Source organism: Macrococcus carouselicus, from assembly GCF_004359515.1.
Classification (GTDB): domain Bacteria; phylum Bacillota; class Bacilli; order Staphylococcales; family Staphylococcaceae; genus Macrococcus; species Macrococcus carouselicus.
In genome coordinates this window covers 363,924-386,557 of the sequence record NZ_SCWD01000001.1, presented here as the reverse complement: position 1 = coordinate 386,557, position 22,634 = coordinate 363,924, and the positions used below count along the sequence as shown (strand labels likewise).

The window sequence follows — 22,634 nt, the reverse complement described above, 5'->3', positions numbered from 1 at the left end:
CTCCTACATCTGATTCATATTGAATGTCATGCTCTCGATGACATCGATTAGTGCACGCGCTGTATCGAGAGAAGTCAGACAAGGGACACCGTTGTCCACTGATTCACGTCTGATCTGGAAGCCGTCACGTTCGAACTGCTTACCTTTGGTCATTGTATTGATGACCAGCTGAACGCGGCCGTCCTTGATGACATCCAGCAGGTTCAGTTCATCGCCGATTTTGCTGACTTCAACGACTGGGATTCCTTCATCTTTCAGTGCCTGAGCGGTTCCTTTAGTTGCCATGATGCGGTAGCCGACGTTATGAAGACGTTTCACAAGTGCTGTCGCTTCTGCCTTATCTTTGTCGGCGACTGTCACCAGTGCTGTCCCGTGGTCCTTCACCTGCAGACCGCTTGCCACAAGTCCTTTGTATAACGCTTTTTCAAGCGTCACGTCTTTACCCATGACCTCGCCAGTTGATTTCATCTCAGGTCCGAGCGTGATATCGACATTTTTCAGTTTGCTGAAGCTGAAGACGGGTGCTTTGACAAAGACGCCTTCTTTGAACGGTACAAGACCATCAGAATAGCCTTTATCCGTCAGCTTCTCACCGAGTACAGCCTTCATCGCAAGGTTCGCCATAGGGACTTCAGTGATCTTGCTTAAGAACGGCACTGTACGGCTTGAACGCGGGTTCACTTCAAGTACGTAGACCTTATTATCCGCAATGACAAACTGGATGTTCAGGAGACCGACAATCTCAAGTCCGCGAGCCAGACGTTCTGTATAGTCAGCAAGTGTCTGGATATGTTCAGCTGACAGACTTTGCGGCGGATAGACGGCGATTGAGTCACCTGAGTGGACCCCTGCGCGCTCAATGTGTTCCATGATACCTGGAATGACCACAGTCTCACCGTCACAGATAGCATCGACTTCAATCTCTTTACCTGTTAAGTAGCGGTCAATCAGTACCGGGTGCTCAGGACTCGCTTTAACGGCCTGCGTCATATAGTTGGTGAGTTCTTTTTCGTCATAGACGATTTCCATCGCACGTCCACCGAGAACGTATGACGGACGAACAAGTACAGGATAGCCGATATAATCTGCATTCGCTACTGCTTCTTCAACTGAAGTTGCTGTCTTACCAAGCGGCTGCGGAATACCGATCTCCTGCATCAGCGCTTCGAATTCCTTGCGGTCTTCTGCTTTATCCAGATTCTCAAGCGATGTTCCGAGTACTTTGACGCCATATTTTACGAGCTTCTCAGCTAAGTTGATTGCCGTCTGGCCGCCGAACTGCACGACAACCCCTTCAGGCTGTTCCAGATTGATGATGTTCATCACGTCTTCTTCAGTCAACGGCTCGAAGTACAGTTTGTCTGAGATGGAGAAGTCTGTTGAAACTGTCTCAGGGTTATTGTTGATGATGATCGCCTCGTACCCTGCCTCGCGGATGGCCCATACAGCGTGAACCGTTGCATAGTCAAATTCCACCCCCTGACCGATACGGATCGGACCGGAGCCGAGAACCACGACTTTCTTCTTGTCAGAGACGATAGACTCATTCTCAGTTTCATAAGTACCATAGAAATAAGGTGTTGAAGACTCAAATTCAGATGCACACGTATCGACCATCTTATAAACCGGGATGATGTTGTGTGCCTGACGGAGGTCATACACTTCACGTTCCGTCATATTCCAGCGATGAGCAATGACGCGGTCACTGAAACCATACTTCTTCGCCCAGATCAGGTGATCGATATCACCAGGATGGGCCTTTAAGTCATGTTCGATATCGATGATGTGCTGCATCTTGTTCAGGAAGAACATATCAATCTTCGTCAGTTCATGAATGCGTTCAGGTGTCACACCGCGGCGCAGTGCTTCACCGATGAAGAAGAGACGTTCATCATCCTGCGCTAAAATACGTCTTTCGATGAAATCAAGTTCGAACGCTTCGCCGTTCGGCAATCCCAGGTGGTGGACCCCGTATTCAAGTGAACGGATAGCTTTCAGGAGAGATTCTTCGTAAGTACGGCCGATTGCCATGACTTCGCCTGTCGCTTTCATCTGTGTGCCGAGTACACGTTCACCCTTCTCGAACTTATCGAATGGAAAACGAGGGATTTTGGATACGACATAGTCAAGAGCAGGCTCAAAGGCAGCATAGCTTGTTCCCGTGACCGGATTCAGCATCTCGTCAAGCGTCATGCCGACCGCAATCTTCGCAGCCAGTTTCGCGATCGGGTAGCCTGTCGCTTTAGAAGCGAGCGCTGATGAGCGGGATACACGCGGATTGACTTCGATGATGTAGTAGTTATAGGAGTCCGGGTCAAGTGCTAGCTGAACGTTACAGCCCCCTTCAATCTTAAGGGCACGGATGATTCTCAGGGAAACATCACGGAGCATATGATATTCGCGGTCAGATAACGTCTGTGACGGTGCGACGACGATGGAATCACCCGTATGGATACCGACAGGGTCGATGTTCTCCATATTACAGACCACAATTGCATTATCGTTTGAGTCACGCATCACTTCATATTCGATTTCTTTATAACCGGCGATTGATTTCTCGATCAGACACTGCGTCACCGGAGAATATTTGAGACCATTTGTGACGATCTCGATCAGTTCCTGTTCGTCATGACAGATACCGCCGCCTGTTCCGCCCATTGTGAAGGCCGGGCGGACGATGACCGGATAACCGATGTCATTCGCAAAGTTCAGCGCGCCCTGCACATCATTGACGATATCACTTTCAGGAACAGGTTCGCCGAGTTCATTCATTAAGTTACGGAAGAGATCGCGGTCCTCCGCCTGTTCGATTGACGATAATTTCGTCCCGAGCAAAGTCACGTCATTTTCTTCCAGAATACCTGCTTCGTGCAGCTGTACAGCCATGTTCAGACCTGTCTGGCCGCCAAGTGTCGGCAGCAGGGCATCCGGCTGTTCCTTACGGATGATACGTGCAACAAAATCAAGCGTCAGTGGCTCGATATAGACTTTATCAGCGATTTCTGTATCCGTCATAATGGTCGCTGGATTTGAATTGACAAGGATAACGCGGTAGCCCTCTTCGCGCAGGGCAAGACAGGCCTGAGTCCCCGCGTAGTCGAATTCAGCTGCCTGCCCAATAATAATCGGGCCTGAACCAATTACCAGTATAGTCTTAATATCATTACGTTTAGCCATTCATGACACTCCCTTTATTTTCCTTCATCATCTGAATAAAATCATCGAATAAATAGTTCGGATCGTGCGGACCAGGACTCGCTTCCGGGTGATACTGCACGGAGAATGCCGCCAGTTCTTTATGACGCAGTCCTTCTACTGTGCCGTCATTCAGCGCCACGTGAGTGATCACCAGGTCTGTTTCTTTAACTGTCTCGGGGTCTACTGAGTAACCATGATTCTGTGAAGTGATCTCAATCTTGCCGGTCGCCAGATTTTTAACCGGATGATTCGCACCGCGGTGACCGAATTTCATCTTGAATGTGGTGGCGCCGCAGGCAAGAGCAAAGAGCTGATGACCCAGACAGATGCCGAAGAACGGTATCTTACCGAGAATACCCCTGATCATCTCGATGCCGTCCTGTACGACTTCAGGATTCCCAGGACCGTTCGACAGCATGACACCGTCAGGACGAAGACGCAGGATTTCCTCAGCAGCCGTATTCCATGGCATCACCGTGACATCACAGCCTCGAGCGTTCAGCTCACGCACGATATTCTCTTTTTTACCGAAGTCGATCAGTACGACACGTAAGTCATTGCCTGTTGAGACGTAGGCCGTTTTCGTTGAGACCTGTTCCACTTCATCAGTGCGAAATTCAGCCGTCTTCAGGTCAGCAATCGCCTGATCGATGTCTTTCTCCTCATTGACAAAGGCCGCTTTCAGAACGCCGTGCTGACGGATGATGCGTGTCAGTTTACGTGTATCAATCCCGTCAATACCCGGGACATCATAATTTTTCAGTGTCTCATCGAGTGTCGCCATGTTACGGAAGTTGCTCGGCAGTTCGCATGCTTCGCGGACGACCATTCCTTTCAGTGACGGATTAAGTGTCTCGTAGTCATCGCGGTTGATACCGTAGTTACCGATCAGCGGATAGGTGAACGTGATGATCTGTCCTGTATACGACGGGTCAGATAAAGTCTCCTGGTAGCCTGTCATTGCTGTATTGAAGACAATCTCACCTTGTGTTTCTTTCTCGCTACCGAAACGGTAGCCTTTGAAAATCGTGCCATCTTCCAGTACTAGAAATCTTTGTTTACGCATGTTGATCCTCCTGGTATGCAATTTTTCCTTCAGCTAATGTCAATGTGACATTCCCATATACTTTCTCGCCGATAAATGGTGTATTTGAGCTTTTTGATAAGAAATCCTCTGCTTTGATCTCGTATTCTTCGTCAAGATTGATCACGGTAATATCAGCGGGTCCTCCTATTTCAAGACGACCGTACGGTAAATTGAAGACGTCTGCCGGTTTCGTCGTCAAGTATTCAACCAGCTGACTGAGTGTCCAGTCACCCTTTTTCACGAAGTTCGTATAGAGCAGCGGGAATGTCGTCTCACTGCCGACGATACCGAACGGCGCTTTCGTCATCGGCTGATCTTTCTCTTCAGCCGCGTGCGGCGCGTGGTCCGTCGCGATAAAATCGATCGTGCCGTCTAAGAGCGCTTCGATCAGAGCCTGCTGGTCTTCCTTTGAACGGAGGGGTGGATTCATCTTCAGGATCGCATCGTCTTCTGTGATGACATTTTCATTCAGCAATAAATGATGCGGCGTCACTTCAGCTGTCACTTTAATACCTGCAGCCTTCGCATCGCGGATCGCTCTGATACTCGGAATACTTGAGACGTGACAGACATGGTAATGACAGTCAGCAGCTTCAGCTAACAGCACATCACGGGCGATCTGAACGGCTTCACAGATTGAAGGGATACCCGGAATGCCGAGCGCTTTTGATACTTGACCTTCGTGCATGGCCCCGCCGTAGATCAGTGAGTTATCCTCACAGTGTGCGACGATGGCCCTATCAAGTTTCGCTGCCTGCTGCATCGCCTCGTACATCACGGATGCAGTCTGTACACCGACGCCGTCATCTGTGAATGCGAAGGCGCCGTGTTCTTTCAATGCCTTGAAATCCACTAAGTTCTCGCCGAGCTGTCGTTCTGTGATGGAAGCATAAGGGAGCACACGGACGACTGCATGCTCTTCAATGGTCTTGTTCAGCTTTTCAATATTATCAACTGTATCAGGGACAGGTCGCGTATTCGGCATCGGGCAGACTGTCGTGAAACCGCCACGCGCCGCTGCTTTCGTTCCTGTCTCGATTGTCTCTTTATGCTCACCACCTGGTTCACGTAAATGTACATGGACATCGATGAAACCAGCTGACACAAACTGACCGTTCAAGTCGATGATATCACTGTTATAGACATTCAAGCATTCACCTATCTCTGTGATCCTGCCGTCTTCCACGCGTATATCGCGCGCTACTAATTCACCCTCCACTAAAACCTTACCGCCGCGTAATAATGTGCTCATCTTATCTCTCTCCCTCAGTTAGAATATGACTCAAGATACTCATGCGTGTATAGACACCGTTCTCCATCTGCCTGAAAATACGGGACTTGCTTGATTCAACGAGCTGAGACTCAATCTCGACACCCCTGTTCACAGGTGCAGGGTGCATAATGATGGCGCAGTCCTTCAGTCTGTTGTAACGCTCCCCTGTCAGTCCGTATTCATGGTGATAATGGGCTTCCTCAAATGTCTTGCCCCCATTGTGACGCTCGTGCTGCACACGGAGCAGCATGCAGACATCGATGTCTTCGATGACCTCATCAATTGCCACATATTCCGCATCAATCGTCTTGTCCTGCCAGTAGTCAGGGGCTGCAAAGCGTACATTCGCACCGAGCCGTGTCAGCGCCTCGTGGTTGCTGCGCGCGACTCTGGAATTCAGAATATCGCCGCAGATCAGAATGTCAAGATTCTCAAATGTACCGAACTCCTCGTAGATCGTCATCAGGTCAAGCAGACACTGACTCGGATGCTGTCCGCTGCCATCCCCGCCGTTCACGACCGGTATACCGAGGTTGACAAGTTCCTTGTAGTACTCGTTCTCCGGGTGGCGGATGACAAGGACATCGACACCGATGCTCTCAAGCGTCTTCGCTGTATCGTACAGTGACTCACCCTTCGTCACTGATGAAGCTGAAGTCTCAAATGGGATGACGTCAAGACCGAGCCTGCGTTCTGCCATCTCGAATGAACATTTTGTCCGTGTCGAGTTCTCAAAGAACAAGTTCGCCGCATAACCATTGAACTGTTCTGTTCTGCCGTTCTTGAAGGCCTGTGCTTTCTTGATGATTGACATGATGTCGTCCTGCGTCAGCGTTGCAATCGATAATAAGTTGTCCATTATATCCGCTCCTATTCGTGTACTTTTGCTTCAGGTAAGATGAGGTTGAGTAAAATACCAGCCAGTGCTGCAAGTGCCATCCCTTCAATGTTCAGATGAATATTCTGTACTGTGAAATCAATATGTGCTTTCCCGATGCCGAGCACAAGGATGACCGATGCGATGATCAGGTTACGTTTGTCACCGAAATCAACACGTGACTCGACCAGCATACGCAGACCGCTTGCGGCGATAATGCCGAAGAGTAAGATGGAAACGCCTCCCATAACAGGGGTCGGAATACTTGAAACAAGCGCCGTGAATTTGCCGACAAAGCCAAGGATAAGTGCCAGCACGGCTGCACCGCCGATGACCCAGATACTGTAGATTCTGGTAATGGCCAGAACACCGATGTTCTCACCGTAAGTCGTACTCGGCGGTCCACCGATCAGAGATGCGACCATTGTGGAGACGCCGTCACCGATCAGACTGCGGTGCAGACCAGGATTACGGAAGAAGTTGCGCCCGACGATCTTATTGATGACGACCTGGTGTCCGATATGTTCACTGACGGTTACAAAGACGATGGGCAGCAGCACTAAGATGAGCACCCAGTCGAAGGTCGGCGTGTAATCCCGGTAGGGCATATAGATGTCAGGCGTCTGAAACCAGCGTGCCTTCTGGATGCCGGTGAAATCAACGACACCGAGCAGCATGGCAGTGATATAGCCTGCGATAATCCCCATCAGAATCGGGATGATGGAGAAGAAGCCTTTCGCAAATATATTGAAGGCGATCACAGTCAGGAGTGTGACGCCCGCAATCACGAGATACTTGCCGCTATAACCGGTCGCGGCTCCACTATCTGTGTACATCGCCATATTGACAGCAACGGGTGCCAGTCCAAGACCAATCACCATGATGACCGGCCCGACGACAACCGGCGGCAGCAGCTTCAGCAGCCAGTCTGTACCGGACAGCTTGATCAGGAAGCCGATGATGACATACATCAGACCTGACATAAAGAGCGCGACCAGCATCTCACCCAGATCATGTGTCTTCAGTCCGACGATAATCGGTGTGATAAAGGCGAAACTTGACCCAAGGTAAGCGGGTATCTGACCTTTCGTGATCAGGATATAGAGCAGGGTGCCAAGTCCTGATGCAATCAGTGCAGCAGACACCGGCAGCCCTGTCAGATACGGAACCAGCACTGTCGCACCGAACATGGCGAACAGGTGCTGTGAGCTAAGCAGCAGCCACTCGCTTGATTTCGGTTTTTCGTGAACATCGTATATCGGCTCGACCGTTCGTTCGTAAATCTCTTCATTCATCTGCATATTGTTTTCTCCTTTTAAAAAAAGCCTCTTTGCGTACGCAAAGAGGCTTAAGTTTTCACTTAGCTACCCTTTGCCGGTCTCTCGTACCGATTTAAAAGAGTTATTTAATATAGACCTGTGTTTTCTCGTCCACTTCATCAAGCATGACGATGATTTCTTCACTTAAAGCAGTCGGAATGTTTTTGCCGATGAAGTCGGCCCGGATAGGCAGCTCACGGTGACCCCGGTCAACCAGTGTCGCTAAACTGATACGGTTCGGGCGCACATGATCCAGAATGGCATCTAAAGACGCGCGCACGGTGCGGCCGGTGTACAGCACATCGTCCACTATCACGACATGCTTGCCATTCAAGTCCGCATCAATCTTGAACGCCTGCACATCAGAGCTGACACGGTCGGTGACATCATCACGATATTCAGTGACATCAAGAATACCTGTCGGCACAGTGACGCCTTCAATCTTTTCGATCTTCGCCTGAATACGCTGCGCTAAATAGATGCCGCGTGTACGAATACCGAGTAACACTAAATCCGCAGTACCTTTGTTGTTCTCGAGAATCTCATGAGAAATACGAGTCAAAGTCCGGTCAATTGCTTTGTCATCAAGAATAATACGCTGTTTCATCTGAACCCTCCTAAAAAACCTCACGTCAAATAGACGTGAGGTTATCCTGCTCAACGCCTTATGAGCCTCTCTGGACTCACTTAAAAGCAACGTGATTAAGTTAATCTCATCTTACCACAATGAAATTTGATGTCAAATGCAAGTTTTACCCTGTCTGCTGATCATTGGTGATTCGTATCAGTAAAAAAGGGACGGTCATTTAACGACTGTCCCACTGGCTTTTATTACTTTCTGAGTTTACGGACCAGTTCCTCGAAATACTCAGGTAGTTCTGCTGTACGCTCGATGTATTCACCTGTCACAGGGTGCTCAAAACCGATGACACCGGCATGCAGCGCCTGGCCACCGATATCAAGTGTTTTCTTCGGACCATACTTCGGGTCACCGACAAGCGGGTAGCCGATATGCTTCATATGCACACGGATCTGGTGCGTACGGCCGGTTTCAAGCTGACACTCCACAAGCGAATATTTATCGAATGTCTCCAGGACATTGAAATGGGTCACAGCCACTTTACCATCGTCCTGAACCGACATCTCCTGACGGTCTTTCGGATTACGGCCGATCGGTGCATCAATCGTACCGAATTCATGCGGAATGATACCATGGACAAGCGCCGTATATTTACGTGTCACTGTTTTATTGACCAGCTGATCCACCAATCCGCGGTGTGCGATATCATTCTTAGCGACCATCAGTAAGCCTGATGTATCTTTATCAATACGATGGACGATACCTGGTCGAATTTCGCCGTTGATACCTGACAAATCCTTGATCGCATACATCAGGCCATTCACAAGCGTGCCGTTCGGATGACCCGGCGCGGGATGGACGACCATGCCTTTCGGTTTATAGACGATCGCGACGTCTTTGTCCTCATAATAAATCTCAATGCCCAGATCTTCAGCAACCAGATCCACCTCTTCAACCGGTTTCTCTGTCACGACGATCTCATCATCCATGCGCAGCTTATAGTTCGCTTTTACCGCTTTATTGTTGACGACCACAAGACCATTCTTGATCCAGTCCTGAATCTGGTTACGTGACCAGTCACTGTTTGAGTCCGTCAGATATTTATCAATACGCTGACCGACTTCCTCTTCCTGTATCTCATAATTAAATGTCTGCATTCTTTTTCTCCTTACTTTCATTCACTAGTATTTCATAAATCAAAATGAACACTCCGACTGTCAGACAGGCATCAGCCACATTGAAAATCGGAAAATCATAGTTAATAATCCTGGTATCGATGAAATCAACGACATTCCCTCTGAACAGACGGTCGATAAAATTACCGATCGCACCTGCAGACACAAGCGTCAGCCCGAGCTGCATCACCGGTTTGAACGGCGCCTCATTACGATAGAAATAAATCAGTGCAGCGAGTACGACGAGCGTGATGATATAGAAAAAGACCATCTGATTCTGCAGCATGCCCCAGGCTGCCCCGTGATTACGATGTGAGGTAATCTCCAGAATATCACCGATAACCGGCACAGAATCACCGATATTCATCGACTTAACAATGATCCACTTTGTCAGCTGATCGGCTAAAATCAGAAAAATCGCAAGCGGACCCATTATATGAAGGTTATATTTGCTATTCATATCTTCACTCCAATCCAATCTCAACTATTCTACCATAGAATGAAGATAACGTCTTATTTTATTAAGTTTACATAACAAAGTTATTATATATAAGAAATCATGTTCTTGCCCAACTTTCCCCGGTTAATCGTCGTATCGCTAACGTTCATTTCTCCTCAAAATTTGAACATAACCGTTCCTCTTCCATCTGATTACAATAATAAAAGCAATACCCCGGGACATGAGGTATTGCTTCAATTCATGATTTATTCCTCTGTGACAACGGCTGCACAGCGTGGGCAGAGATGATCATCATTCAGCTCTGTCGAGTAGTTCCAGCAGCGTACACATTTCTCGCCGTCTGCTTTTTCCACCCGCACACTGGCTGCTGCATATGCTGTGCCGACTTTCTCGTCAGTAACTTCAGCCTGTGACGTGATAAATAACTGATTTAAATTATTCATCGACGCCAGAACTGCTTTATCTTCAGCATTGTCCACATATATCGTCACTTTCGCTTCAAGTGATTTACCGATCGTTTTCTCTTTACGTGCTTCTTCGAGTGCTTTCAGTACATCGTCACGTATTGTCAGGAAACGGTCCCACTTCGCAACTAAGTCATTATCCACATCGTGTTCTGCAGGCATATCAGTCAGATGCACGCTTTCTTCAGTCACATGTGGTGTATGACTCCAGATTTCTTCCGCTGTATGCGGGATGATCGGAGCGAGCAGCTTCGTCAGTGATACAAGAATTTCGTACAGGACTGTCTGCATGCTGCGTCTGATATGAGCGTCCTGATCTTCGATGTACAGAATATCTTTACCGTAATCCAGATAGAAGTTACTCAGTTCAACGTTGATGAAGTTCTGTAGTTCCTGGTACATGAAGAGATAATCATTATTCTCGTAATGGGCATGCGCTTTATTCACGAAGTCATACAGACGGTTCAGCATATAGCGGTCGACTTCCGTTAAGTCCTCGTACACAACGGCATGCTTCGGTTCGAAGTCATTCACGTTGCCGAGCAGGAACCGGAATGTGTTCCGGATCTTACGGTACACTTCTGATACCTGTTTGAGGATATCATCAGAGATCCGTACATCTGCCAGATAATCAACGGACATCACCCAGAGACGGATGATATCTGCACCCATCTGCTTCACGACTTTGTCAGGCACGACTGTGTTACCGAGTGATTTACTCATCTTGCGTCCCTGACCATCCATGACAAAACCATGTGACAGTAATTTCTTATACGGAGACTCTCCGCGTGTCGCAACTGCTGTCGTGATGGATGAGTTGAACCAGCCACGATACTGGTCAGAACCCTCAAAATACAGGTCAGCCGGGAAGGATAATTCAGGACGGGCTTCAAGTACGCCCCGATGTGACGAACCTGAGTCAAACCAGACGTCCATGATATCCATCTCCTTCGTGAACTCACCGTTCGGGCTGCCTTCGTGTGTATAGCCTGCCGGTAATAAGTCTTTCGCTTCCCGTTCATACCAGACGTTCGAACCGTGTTCCTCAATAAGACTTGCGACATGTTCAATCGTCGCCTCTTCCATAATGATGTCACCGTTCTCCGCATAGAAGACAGGCAGTGGTACACCCCACGCACGCTGACGGGAGATCACCCAGTCGCCGCGGTCACGGATCATGTTGTAGATACGTGTTTTACCCCATTCGACTTTGAACTCCGTCTCATCGATCGCATCCAGTATATCCTTTCGGAACTTGTTGATCGATGCAAACCACTGAGGGGTTGCACGGAAGATGACCGGTTTTTTTGTACGCCAGTCATGTGGATAGGAGTGCGTGAAGAACTCTAGTTTGAGGAGCGCGCCGACTTCCGTCAGTTTCTCCGTGATCAGCTTATTCGCTTTATCATAGTAGACGCCTGCGAATTCACCCGCTTCTTCAGTGAAGACGCCTTTATCGTCAACCGGTGAGATAACAGGCAGCTCGTACTTCTGTGCAGCAGAGTAGTCGTCTTCCCCGTGTCCCGGTGCAGTATGGACACAGCCTGTACCTGCATCAGTCGTGACGTGATCACCTAGAATAACGAGTGACTCACGGTCGATGAACGGATGCTGGACTGTAATATGTTCAAGCGCCGTGCCGTTCCATTCTTTTTCGATTGTCACTGCTTCTTTATCCCAGCCGATTGCTTCACATACTGAATCAAGCAGGGCCTGTGCGACGATATATGATTCATTCTCCACTTTAACCTGTACATAGTTCAGTTCCGGATTCAGTGCGATCGCCACGTTCGCCGGTATGGTCCAAGGTGTTGTCGTCCAGATGACAAACTTCACGCCGCTATCCACTTTTCCTTTGCCATCCTTCGTGCTGAACGCCACATAGATGGAAGGAGAGACTTTATCCTGGTACTCAATCTCTGCCTCTGCAAGTGAAGATTCACTTGACGGTGACCAGTAGACCGGTTTCTTCCCTTTATAGATATAACCTTTCTTCGCCATTTCACCGAAGAGACGGATCTGCTCTGCCTCAAATTTCTCCTGCAGCGTGATATAAGGTCTGTCCCAGTCCGCATTGACACCTAGACGTCTGAAGTCATTCTTCTGCAGTTCAACCTGTTCTAATGCGAACTTTTTGCACAGCTCACGGAATTCAGCGACTGACATCTCTTTACGATTGACCCCTTTTTTTGTCAGCGCCTGCTCGATCGGCAGACCGTGCGTATCCCAGCCAGGGACGAAAGGCGTATAGAAGCCTGTCATCGCCTTGAAGCGAATGATGAAGTCCTTGATGATTTTATTCATTGCGTGCCCCATATGAATCTGACCGTTCGCGTACGGCGGGCCGTCATGCAGAATATAGCTTGGCTTCCCTTCATTTTTCGCTAACATCTTTTGATATAAGCCCTGTTCATTCCACTTCTCCTGAATCTGTGGTTCCTTGTTCGGTAAGCCGCCGCGCATCGGAAAATCAGTCTTCGGCATCAGTAATGTCTCTTTATAGTCCATTTGATCATCTCCATTTTTTATAATAAAAAAACGCCAGGTCTTATGCAGGGACGGAAAAAATTCCGCGGTACCACCCTGCTTAACTCCTGGAGTTCACTCATTCGTCTATTAATTTTCAGGATAAAGTGATCCGTATAGCGCACTATATGCTGAACTCCCACCTGCTTCAGCTCGCTTTGATATAGTCTGCGGTATACCGTCTTTATCAGTATGATTTCTATTCTACCTTATCCGGAGGTGTTTGTTCAATAGGTTTCGTTTCCAGATCATAGTTCAGAAGATAATCCCAGTCCTCATTCTGAAGTAAATCCAGCTGTGCCTGTACCAGCATCTGGAAGCGCGCGCGGAATATTTTGGACTGCCGCTTCATATCTTCAGTCTGATAAGTGATCTCACGTGATTTCTGCATCGCATCATTGACGATCTGGTCTGCATAGTTTCTCGCGTCCTGGATGATGACATCAGCCTGCATACCGGCTGAAGCCTTGATCTCATCTCCTGCGCGCTGCGCAACGACCAGTGCTTCGCCGATGGTGTTCTCGACTGCGCGGAAACGGTTGATGTTCTCATCTTTGTCATCAATAATACGCTGCAGCATCGCTTTTTCACTGCGGAGTTTCTCAAGCTCATCGCTGAGTTCTCTTAAGTAGTCACGGACCTCATTCTCATTCAGTCCTTTATGGACGATATTAAACTGCTTGTTCTCTATATCCCTTGGCATGTATTCCATCGTTTCACCTCTAATTGAACAACGTTTCGAACGTCACTCTTATTTTATCTTTTTTCGTTCTATCACCAATCATTGCGATCTTCGCCCGTCCGTATCCTTTGATGGACAGCAGGTCACTTTCCTCAACCGTAAAACTGGTCTTTGTGATCACCGTATGATTGACCTTGATATGCTCGGCATCGATCATCTTCTGTGCGACTGCACGCGATTTCTTCGTCAACGCCTGAATGACAGCATCCAGACGCAGACTGGCGATGGTCGTCTGGATGGTCTGATAATGTTCTGTTGTCTGTATCATATCATCAAATGATTTTATTTCAAGCTTTACGGCTGCACCCTTGATGCGGGTCAGCTCCCGTTCCAGGTAATGGGCCATCTGTTCAGTCACAGCGAACTGAATGCGCGCGCCGATACGGATATCACCCAGCTGCTCACGCTTGATGCCCGTCTGCATGATGGAACCGAGCAAGTTACGATGAGACAGTGTCACAAACTTGTCCGGATAATGGACCTCCACCAGCCGGGTCTCATAATCTGCTTCAGTCGGTTCGAAGTAATCCGGGGCCAGGATTGCGCGTCGCCGCTCACTCGTCTTGTCACCCCCGAAGAAACTGACCTTCACACCCTGCTGTCCTGCGACAACAGTATAGATGAACTGTTCGCGAGGGTCGAGAAAGGGTGTCAGTACCGGTGCATATGTCTTTTCCACCCGGTCACAGAACTGCATAGCGCTCTTGATGACCGGCTGCTCCTCCTGCCTGAAATGCTGCATGATAGTCATGATCATATTCCTTTCAGATAAAAAAATAATCTCACTTACATGAGATTATCTTCTAAAAATAGTTAATGAAACATCGGTACAATGAACTGGATGAAAATCTGATAAAGTCCGAGTTTGAACATATTCAAGGCGAATATGGCCACAATCGGCGAAAAATCAAACATCCCGAGCGGCGGAATGATCTTCCTGAACATCTCCAGATAAGGTTCCACAATGCGGCCGATAAATTGTCCGACCGCTGACTCTCTGAGACCTGGCAGCCAGGACATAAAGATATAGATGATGATGGCATAAGAATAGATATCAATCAGCCACATTAAAATATTCATAACCCAGTACGCTATAGTCATTCTTCCTCCTCCGGTGCATCGAGCATCTCAGTGATGCTGCCTGCTACCTCCACATTGTCAGGTGTACACAGGAAAATATCCTGACCGATCCGCTGAATATCGCCACCGATGGCATAGACCGTCCCGCTCAGAAAATCGATGATACGCTTCGCTGAGATCTTGTCGATGCGCTGCAGATTGACGAGTGTCGCCCTTCTGTTCTTCAGTTCATCTGCAATATCCTGCGTGTCTGAGAAGACACGAGGTTCAAAGAGACAGACTTTCGAGTTGATGGCTGATGTCTCCGGTTTCATATTGACCACATTCGGTTTGACGACTCGTTTCTCTGTTGTCTTCACCTGTCTGACCGGCTGTGGTGCGGGTTTCGGTTGATGTGTCTCCTGTTCGCGTATTCTAGTTTCACGCGTATCTTCACTGCTGTAAATAACATTGTCGTTTTCTTCATCTTCAACTACGAAGAATCCTTTGAATACATCTTTAATCGCCATGACAGCCTCCTATCCGACTAATTTAGTCCCAATTCTAATAAATGTTGAACCTTCCTGTACAGCCGACAAGTAATCATTACTCATCCCCATTGAAAGTTCTGTGCATGGCGCATTGTCCTGCAGCATAGCCTGAACCTGCTGCCGCAGATTTCTCAGCTCAGCAAAATATCGGCGTAAACGCGACTGATCCTGAATATTCGGGGCCATGGTCATGAGGCCGACAACTTCAATTTTATCGTAATCTTTGATGCCGCTGATAAAGTCAAGCACTTCATCTGCCTTGAGACCATGCTTCGATTCCTCGTCTGCTATATTGACCTGGACAAAGCATCTGACGGTTCTATCGGCACGTTTCTGTATTTCATCGGCCAGTGACTGACGGTCAAGCGAATGCAGATAATCCACTTCGTTGATGACCTCTTTGACTTTTCTGGTCTGCAGTGAACCGATGAAATGGAATGTCGCCTCCGGCAGTGCAGCCTTCTTCTCCAGAAAACCTTCGATTCTGTTCTCGCCGAAATGCATCAGGCCAGCGTCAAAAGCTTCCCGTGCTCGGTCTATTGTAACATATTTCGTCACGGCAATAATAGCTGGACGAGTCGTTGTCACTTCATCAATTTCAGCTAATAAGGTGCTCAGATTATTCTCTACTTTCATCATTGATCCCTCGTTCCTATAAATGCGAGCATACGGCCGGTACAACCCTGTTCTGCCCGGTAAGAGAAGAAGCGCCCGTCAGCTGCTGTACAGATGCCGCTGATCTCTATCCGACTGTCCGGCACGCCGGCATTTATCGCCAGCGCTTTATTCAGGCCCTGCAGATCAATCTGATAATGGCCGTTATCCTTCAGCTTAAAGTAGGGCGTTTCATCGAGACCGAGGTCACTGAACTGTGACCTGATATCGGCATTCACTTCGTAGCAGTCCTGACAGATGGAGGGGCCGATGACACAGCGCAGGTTCTCCGGATATGGATAGACTTTGATCAGTTCTTCAACAATTCTACCTTTCGTGCCGCGCCAGCCGGCATGGCCGAGCGCGATGAAGTCATCTGTCTCAGAATACAGATAGACCGGCACACAGTCTGCGAAACACATCGTCAGCAGAATATCACGGTCATACGTATAAAGTCCGTCGATTCCATGCAGCGCATCCGTCAGCTCTTCGATATTTGTAGCACGGTCGGAATGTCCGACCTCTGCGATATGATTTTCGTGCGTCTGGATAGGAAATACCCATTTCTGCCGCTCAAAACCGATCGCTTCCGCCAGTCGCCGCTGATTCTCGTGCACGTTATCCGCTTTGTCATCGATATAGAGGGCCATATTCATTGAATCCTGTGGATAAGAACTCACTCCGCCTTGTCTCGTTGTGATACCGATGACTTTGTTCTTGATTTCTTTTAATTCTATATACATGCCTCTCTCCTAACAAAAAAGGTCCTACTATCACCTGAGTGAATATAGGACCAAAATAAGGAACTGATAGTGCATTACCGGTGATTCGCTTATTTCACTTATCTTCTTGAACGGCGTGAACGTGTGCGGTCACGCAGGAAACTTGGAACATCCAGGTCAGAGTCACGTGATTCTGTCTGCGGCTGAGAGGGCTGAGGTGACGGCGTGCTCTGTGTGTATGATGATTGAGGTGCGCTGTAGCTTTCCTCACGTTTCGTTTCTCGTACAGGACTCTGTGCAGGACGTGTGACCGGTTTATCGTTGAAACCTGTCGCGATAACCGTGACCACAATCTCATCCTGCAGTTCAGGGTTGATGACCGTACCGAAGATCATATTGACATCTTCATCAGCGGCATCCTGCACGATGTTCGCCGCTTCCTGTGCTTCAAATAATGACAATGACTCGCCGCCTGTGATATTCATCAGCACGCCTTGAGCGCCGACAATTGAAGTCTCGAGTAATGGGGATGAAATCGCTTTTTTAGCCGCTTCCATCGCACGGTTTTCGCCTGACGCGACACCGATACCCATCAGTGCAGAACCTTGATTCGACATGATGGTCTTCACGTCAGCGAAGTCAAGGTTGACTTCACCGGATACTGCGATCAGGTCAGAGATACCCTGTACCCCTTGACGCAGCACATTATCCGCTTCTTTGAACGCTTCCATCATCGGTGTAGATTTATCGACGATATCGAGTAAGCGGTCATTCGGAATGACGATCAGTGTATCCACTGCTGCTTTCATCGCTTCAACACCGGCAGCTGCCTGTGTCTGACGTTTGCGACCTTCAAATGAGAACGGACGAGTGACAACACCGACTGTCAATGCGCCCATTTCTTTAGCAATCTTAGCGACTACTGGTGCAGCACCTGTACCAGTACCACCGCCCATACCTGCAGTCACAAATACCATGTCTGCACCTTGAATCGCATCCTCAATCTGTTCACGTGATTCTTCAGCTGCTTTTTTACCGATTTCAGGGTTTGCCCCTGCACCCAGTCCACGAGTCAGTTTCTCACCGATCTGGATCTTTGAAGATGCTTTTGATAAGTTCAGTGCCTGGCCATCAGTATTGATTGCAATAAATTCGACATTGTTCATGCCATGTTCAATCATACGGTTGACAGCGTTGTTACCGCCCCCGCCGACACCGATGACTTTTAATGTAGCCAGATGATTAAATCCTTGTTCAAATTCCAACATTCAATTTTCCTCCTATACTGTAATGGCCATCATTCAAATAATGATTTCATGATCTTTTTCATCATACCTGGTTGTTCTTCTTTCTGCTTGTCTTGCCCATCGCTGTCGTCAGATTCAACAATCACTGTCTCACCTTGTTCGACATCTACTTGATTTTTACGTTTAAAGAAGCCGTCAAACTTATGTTGTTTCGGTTTTTCTTCAGAAACTGTGTACTGTTCTTCCACATGTGTTTCATGATTATTAATTGTAACATAATCAAGAAGTTCATCAAAGTTAATACCACTTGAAACTGTTGCGATGGCCGATGAGAACTCAGGCTTTCTGATACCCATCTGTGTCGGAATATGAACACGGACTTTTTCATTGACCATATCCTGCAGCAGATCCTTGATACCGAGCATATTGGCTGTGCCGCCTGTAATGACGAAACCACCGTTCACTTTGTCAATGCCCATCTCCTGCAGCAGTTCAAATACTTCCTGGTAGATCTCCTCAACGCGTGATTCGATAAAGTCGCTCAGTTCCTTCTGATTGAATGACGTTTCTTCCTCGCTGTCGTTCTGAGCGACGTGGAAGATATCCTGCTCACTCGCGTTATCGTAGAACGCATGGCCATACTGCTCCTTGATACGCTCTGCTTTGTCATAGGTAGTGTTCAGCGCCTGTGCCACATCACTTGTGATATGTGCGCCCGCCACGGGAATGCTGTCAGCATCAAACAGTGCACCGCGTTCATAGAAAGCGACCTGTGTCAGCTGGTCACCGATGTCGATGATGCATGCACCGAGTTCGACTTCAGTCGGTGTCAGAATGTGCGTATAGTTATAAGCGTCAGAGAAGACATCCAGCACTTCAACACCGCAGGCCTCCACACATTTAAGTGTATTGACGAGCAGTGACCGGTTGATGGTGATAACGCCTGCTTCCACTGCAAGGCTCTGCGTCGCCACCATCTCTTTAGGGTCACTCACTTCGTGGATATCATCCACGATAAAGAGCTTTGGATAGACGCCGATAATCTCAAGATTGTCTGTTGAATTTTTCCCGCGGATTGAATCCAGTACGTCTTCGATATGCTGACCTGTGATTTCAGTCGATTCACCCTTGAACTGAATCGCATTATCAACATCCAGAATTTCTGTATGAATGACAGGCATTTTGACGAATACTTCTTTAATATCTATCCCTGCGGCAATCTGAGCTTTTTTGACCGCTTCAGTGATCGCCTGTTTAGCTACATCAAAGTCATCAATGACACCACGTTTGATCCCATCTGTAAAAGTCTGTCCTGTGCCTATGACGTTAATTCCGTTATGGAACTTCTCGCCGACAACCACCTTCACACTCGCTGAGCCAATATCTATGGCCACATAGTAATGTTCTTCCATCAACTAGGCACCCCTTTTTCTAATTTTTACACTATTCTAAGTTTACATGATAACACCGGCATTGTGAACAAAAAAACAGTTTTCATTGCAATATATTGTATAACGCCTGTTAATCGTCTTTTTTCGTTTTTGATTGCTCTACTTTCTTCTGAAGCTCTTTCATTTCCTTGTCATGCTTCTTCTTGTCTCTTTCTTTTTTCGCCGCCAGTTCACTTTCGATCTCCAGACGCTTCTCCTCAGCTTTTTTCGATTCATACGGAATGAACACAGCCCCGACTTCCAGATCGATGATGCCCGGTTTGATCAGATTACCGTTCTGATCACGCGGCACATCTTTCGCCATACCTGGATAGTAATCCAGTTTATCGCCGAGCGTTCTGAGGTCACCGATCACTTCAAGACCATCGTTCATAAAAATCTGCACGCGGCTTGACGCTTCCCGGTTCGGCATAAAGTTGATTTCAGAAATATCACTCCGGACCGCCACGTCCGTCTTATTCAGTACATCAATCATGCGGACTAAGTCACTGCCCTCAAAGTCATTCAGTATGGGGCCTGACTTCTCAGCCTGCTGATTTTTAAGAATCTGACCATTCTCCAGCACCGGCCGGTAATCGCTGCCGTCAGCTACAATGGCCCGGACCTTATATTCATCGATATCGACTGAAAGACGGTTGGGGAAGTGCGGCTTGATGGTGACATGCTTCACACCATCCTGCATCTTCAGGTTCTGTTCCATCTCCGAGATAGGAAGCGTATAGATTCTGCTGTTCTGTCCTAAGTTCAGGATTTCTTCAACCTTTTTATCAGTGACTATCGCGTTCCCTCGGATGGACACCTCTTTGACGTAACTGATGCTCGTGAACATGTAGAGCAGCACTAACGTCACCACCAGCGTGACAGCTAAGAAGATACCGAGCTGAAGCCGGTGCTTGCGTTTTCGTTGCTGGCGACCTCCCTGTTTTAGACGTTCTGCCGACATAGCACACCGACCTGCTGAATGAACGCATCGCCGCGGACTTCAAATGTCTGATACTGATCCCAGCTTGCACATGCCGGACTGAGCAGTACGACATCCCCTGACTTCGTATAGGCTGCCGTCTGATTCACTGCATCCTTGACATCCAGACAGAGGGTGCAAGGAATGCCATGCTCAGCTGCAAAGGCCGTCAGTTTTTCTGCGGTCTCACCGACAACATACATCCGTGTGACAGCACTGATATGGGCGTCCAGGTCTTCAAATCCATTGCCTCTGTCGAGACCGCCGCATATCCAGTGCGTCGGCTGCTGGAAGGCGTCAAGAGCGAACGAGGCTGCCAGCGTGTTCGTTGCCTTGGAATCATTATAGTACTTAATGCCCCTGTCCTCTGTCACGAACTCCAGACGATGGCTGATGCCGCTGAAAGTGGTCAGCGTCTTTCTGATGGCGTCGTTATCCAGACCGGCCAGTTTGCCCACCGCCACACTCGCAAGCACATTCTCCATGTTATGCTTACCCGGCAGAACGATATCTGCCGTATCGATGATGAATTCATCCCGGAAAAAGACTTTGTCGTCCAGAATATAACTGCCATCTGTCTTGTCAGTAGTCGAGAAGAAGATCAGCCGGCTGCTGACTTCATAGTCAGCAAGTAACGAACGCTGGTCAAGGTTATAGACGAGATAGTCTTCTGCTGTCTGATTGCTGAATATATTCATCTTCGCTTTCACATATTCATCCTGTGTACCGTGATAATCAAGATGCGCGGAATATATATTGGTGATGACCGCTATATGCGGATGATATTCCTGGATACCCATCAGCTGGAACGATGACAGCTCTGTGATCATATAGTCTGCTGCGTCAACGGTCTGTGCCACTTTTGATGCCACGTAACCGATATTTCCGCTCATATAGCCCTTCTTAGCACTGTGCTTGAACATATCACCGATCAGCGAAGTCACGGTTGTCTTACCATTCGTCCCGGTGATCGCGATTGTTCTGCCTTCGTTGATCTGATAGGCAAGTTCCACTTCAGTGATGATGGGAATCGCCCGCTTCTGTGCTGCCTGCAGAATATCGATGCGGTAAGGGATCCCCGGGTTTTTGACGATCAGGTCCGTCCCGTCCAGCAGTTCAGGCGGATGACTGCCACTGACCACTTGCACGCCCTGTGCCGCCAGTGCCTCAGCATCCGGGTTACCCTCAAGCGGACTGCCGTCATTGACGATCACTTTCGCACCGAGTGTCAGCAGCAGTTTTGCCACTTCAAAACCACTTTTTGCGAGTCCAAGAACAAGCACCTGTTTCTCTCTATAATCTGTTATTTCCTTCATATCAGTTCACTCCTAAATAAATGCCGATCAGTCCGCTCAGCAGTCCGACCGCCCAGAATACGAGTACAATCTTCCATTCACTCCAGCCGCCCAGCTCAAAATGGTGATGCAGCGGACTCATGCGGAATATCCGTCTGCCTGTCAGCTTGAACGATGCGACCTGCAGCATGACGGACAGTGTCTCAGCGACAAACATCAGACCGATGAAGAGCAGTGTGAGCTCCTGATTCAGCATGATGGAGACGGTCGCGATGATACCACCAAGTGCCAGTGAACCGGTATCTCCCATGAAGAGTTTCGCCTTATTCTTGTTGTAGAGCAGGAATCCTGCCAGGCTGCCGATCAGGATCAGCGTAAAGAGCATGATGCCATGCTGATTCTGAACAGCTGCGAGATAAGCGTAACAGCCGAACGCAATGATGGACAGTCCGGTTGCAAGTCCATCCACACCGTCCGTCAGATTGACCGCATTTGAGAAACCGACCTGCCAGAAGACGATGAAGATGATATAGAGAATGCCGAGCGGTAAGCCTGCATCTGTGAACGGAATATTGATGGTCGTGCTGATATCAAGCAGACCGAGAAAGCGGCTGACCGAATAGAACAGCACGGCGATCAGAATCTGGAAGAGAAACTTCTGTTTTGATGTCAGGCCCTGATTGTTCTTTTTGACCACGATGATATAGTCATCGATAAAACCAATGAGCCCGAAGCCGACCGTCACCAGAATCAGCAGTATAATCGGTCCCCGGTCTTCGACGAAGAAGAGGGCGATCAGACTGAGCAGTAAAGTACTGAGCAGAAAAGTCAGTCCGCCCATCGTCGGTGTACCGCTTTTCTTCATATGACTCTTAGGGCCTTCCTCGCGGATCGACTGACCGAATTTCAGACGCTTGAGGAGCGGAATAAAAAGCGGTACAAGAATGGCGGTGAGGATGAAGGCACAGAGTGCGAAAATAATAGTCTGCATGT

Annotated in this window: 20 protein-coding genes; all 20 read right to left on the bottom strand. The window is 48.3% G+C overall.

Annotated features, from left to right (window positions below; genetic code table 11):
* Window positions 1-3: 3 nt before the first annotated feature.
* On the bottom strand, window positions 4-3,177 hold the full coding sequence (gene carB, locus ERX40_RS01955) for a carbamoyl-phosphate synthase large subunit (protein ID WP_133416816.1): 3,174 nt from the start codon (window positions 3,175-3,177) through the stop codon (window positions 4-6).
* Complete coding sequence (gene carA, locus ERX40_RS01950; protein ID WP_133416815.1) at window positions 3,170-4,264, bottom strand: glutamine-hydrolyzing carbamoyl-phosphate synthase small subunit; 1,095 nt, start codon at window positions 4,262-4,264, stop codon at window positions 3,170-3,172. Before carA ends, carB begins: the two co-directional genes overlap by 8 nt.
* A complete protein-coding gene (locus tag ERX40_RS01945; protein ID WP_133416814.1) occupies window positions 4,257-5,537 on the bottom strand; it encodes a dihydroorotase in 1,281 nt (426 codons plus the stop codon). Before ERX40_RS01945 ends, carA begins: the two co-directional genes overlap by 8 nt.
* A 1-nt stretch (window position 5,538) precedes the next feature.
* The gene (locus ERX40_RS01940; RefSeq protein WP_133416813.1) at window positions 5,539-6,417 is read right to left on the bottom strand and encodes an aspartate carbamoyltransferase catalytic subunit; all 879 of its coding nucleotides are present in this window, start codon (window positions 6,415-6,417) and stop codon (window positions 5,539-5,541) included.
* Window positions 6,418-6,428: 11 nt separating this feature from the next.
* Complete coding sequence (locus ERX40_RS01935; RefSeq protein ID WP_133416812.1) at window positions 6,429-7,736, bottom strand: uracil-xanthine permease family protein; 1,308 nt, start codon at window positions 7,734-7,736, stop codon at window positions 6,429-6,431.
* A 100-nt stretch (window positions 7,737-7,836) separates the two neighbouring features.
* Window positions 7,837-8,361, bottom strand: a complete 525-nt coding sequence (gene pyrR / locus ERX40_RS01930) for a bifunctional pyr operon transcriptional regulator/uracil phosphoribosyltransferase PyrR (protein WP_133416811.1) — start codon at window positions 8,359-8,361, stop codon at window positions 7,837-7,839.
* Window positions 8,362-8,585: 224 nt separating this feature from the next.
* Window positions 8,586-9,491, bottom strand: coding sequence for an RluA family pseudouridine synthase (locus ERX40_RS01925; RefSeq protein ID WP_133416810.1), 906 nt, complete (start codon window positions 9,489-9,491; stop codon window positions 8,586-8,588).
* Entirely contained in the window at window positions 9,478-9,969 is a 492-nt protein-coding gene (gene lspA / locus ERX40_RS01920; RefSeq protein WP_133416809.1) for a signal peptidase II, read from the bottom strand. The genes ERX40_RS01925 and lspA overlap by 14 nt, the downstream gene beginning before the upstream one ends.
* Before the next feature lie 245 nt (window positions 9,970-10,214).
* On the bottom strand, window positions 10,215-12,941 hold the full coding sequence (gene ileS, locus ERX40_RS01915) for an isoleucine--tRNA ligase (protein ID WP_133416808.1): 2,727 nt from the start codon (window positions 12,939-12,941) through the stop codon (window positions 10,215-10,217).
* A gap of 217 nt (window positions 12,942-13,158) precedes the next feature.
* Window positions 13,159-13,671, bottom strand: coding sequence for a DivIVA domain-containing protein (locus ERX40_RS01910; RefSeq protein WP_133416807.1), 513 nt, complete (start codon window positions 13,669-13,671; stop codon window positions 13,159-13,161).
* A gap of 10 nt (window positions 13,672-13,681) precedes the next feature.
* Entirely contained in the window at window positions 13,682-14,452 is a 771-nt protein-coding gene (locus ERX40_RS01905) for a YlmH family RNA-binding protein (protein WP_133416806.1), read from the bottom strand.
* Window positions 14,453-14,514: 62 nt separating this feature from the next.
* Entirely contained in the window at window positions 14,515-14,802 is a 288-nt protein-coding gene (locus tag ERX40_RS01900) for a YggT family protein (RefSeq protein WP_133416805.1), read from the bottom strand.
* Window positions 14,799-15,290 carry a cell division protein SepF gene (locus ERX40_RS01895; protein ID WP_133416804.1) on the bottom strand — a complete coding sequence of 164 codons (492 nt, stop codon included), beginning with the start codon at window positions 15,288-15,290 and terminating at the stop codon, window positions 14,799-14,801. The genes ERX40_RS01900 and ERX40_RS01895 overlap by 4 nt, the downstream gene beginning before the upstream one ends.
* 9 nt (window positions 15,291-15,299) lie before the next feature.
* The gene (locus tag ERX40_RS01890; protein WP_133417578.1) at window positions 15,300-15,947 is read right to left on the bottom strand and encodes a YggS family pyridoxal phosphate-dependent enzyme; all 648 of its coding nucleotides are present in this window, start codon (window positions 15,945-15,947) and stop codon (window positions 15,300-15,302) included.
* Complete coding sequence (pgeF, locus tag ERX40_RS01885) at window positions 15,947-16,708, bottom strand: peptidoglycan editing factor PgeF (RefSeq protein WP_133416803.1); 762 nt, start codon at window positions 16,706-16,708, stop codon at window positions 15,947-15,949. Before pgeF ends, ERX40_RS01890 begins: the two co-directional genes overlap by 1 nt.
* Before the next feature lie 98 nt (window positions 16,709-16,806).
* A complete protein-coding gene (gene ftsZ / locus ERX40_RS01880; RefSeq protein WP_133416802.1) occupies window positions 16,807-17,955 on the bottom strand; it encodes a cell division protein FtsZ in 1,149 nt (382 codons plus the stop codon).
* 29 nt (window positions 17,956-17,984) lie between these two features.
* Window positions 17,985-19,346, bottom strand: coding sequence for a cell division protein FtsA (ftsA, locus tag ERX40_RS01875; protein ID WP_133417577.1), 1,362 nt, complete (start codon window positions 19,344-19,346; stop codon window positions 17,985-17,987).
* 109 nt (window positions 19,347-19,455) lie between these two features.
* Entirely contained in the window at window positions 19,456-20,328 is an 873-nt protein-coding gene (locus ERX40_RS01870) for a cell division protein FtsQ/DivIB (RefSeq protein WP_133416801.1), read from the bottom strand.
* On the bottom strand, window positions 20,310-21,662 hold the full coding sequence (gene murD, locus ERX40_RS01865) for a UDP-N-acetylmuramoyl-L-alanine--D-glutamate ligase (protein WP_133416800.1): 1,353 nt from the start codon (window positions 21,660-21,662) through the stop codon (window positions 20,310-20,312). The genes ERX40_RS01870 and murD overlap by 19 nt, the downstream gene beginning before the upstream one ends.
* Before the next feature lies 1 nt (window position 21,663).
* Complete coding sequence (mraY, locus tag ERX40_RS01860) at window positions 21,664-22,632, bottom strand: phospho-N-acetylmuramoyl-pentapeptide-transferase (protein ID WP_133416799.1); 969 nt, start codon at window positions 22,630-22,632, stop codon at window positions 21,664-21,666.
* Window positions 22,633-22,634 lie beyond the last annotated feature (2 nt).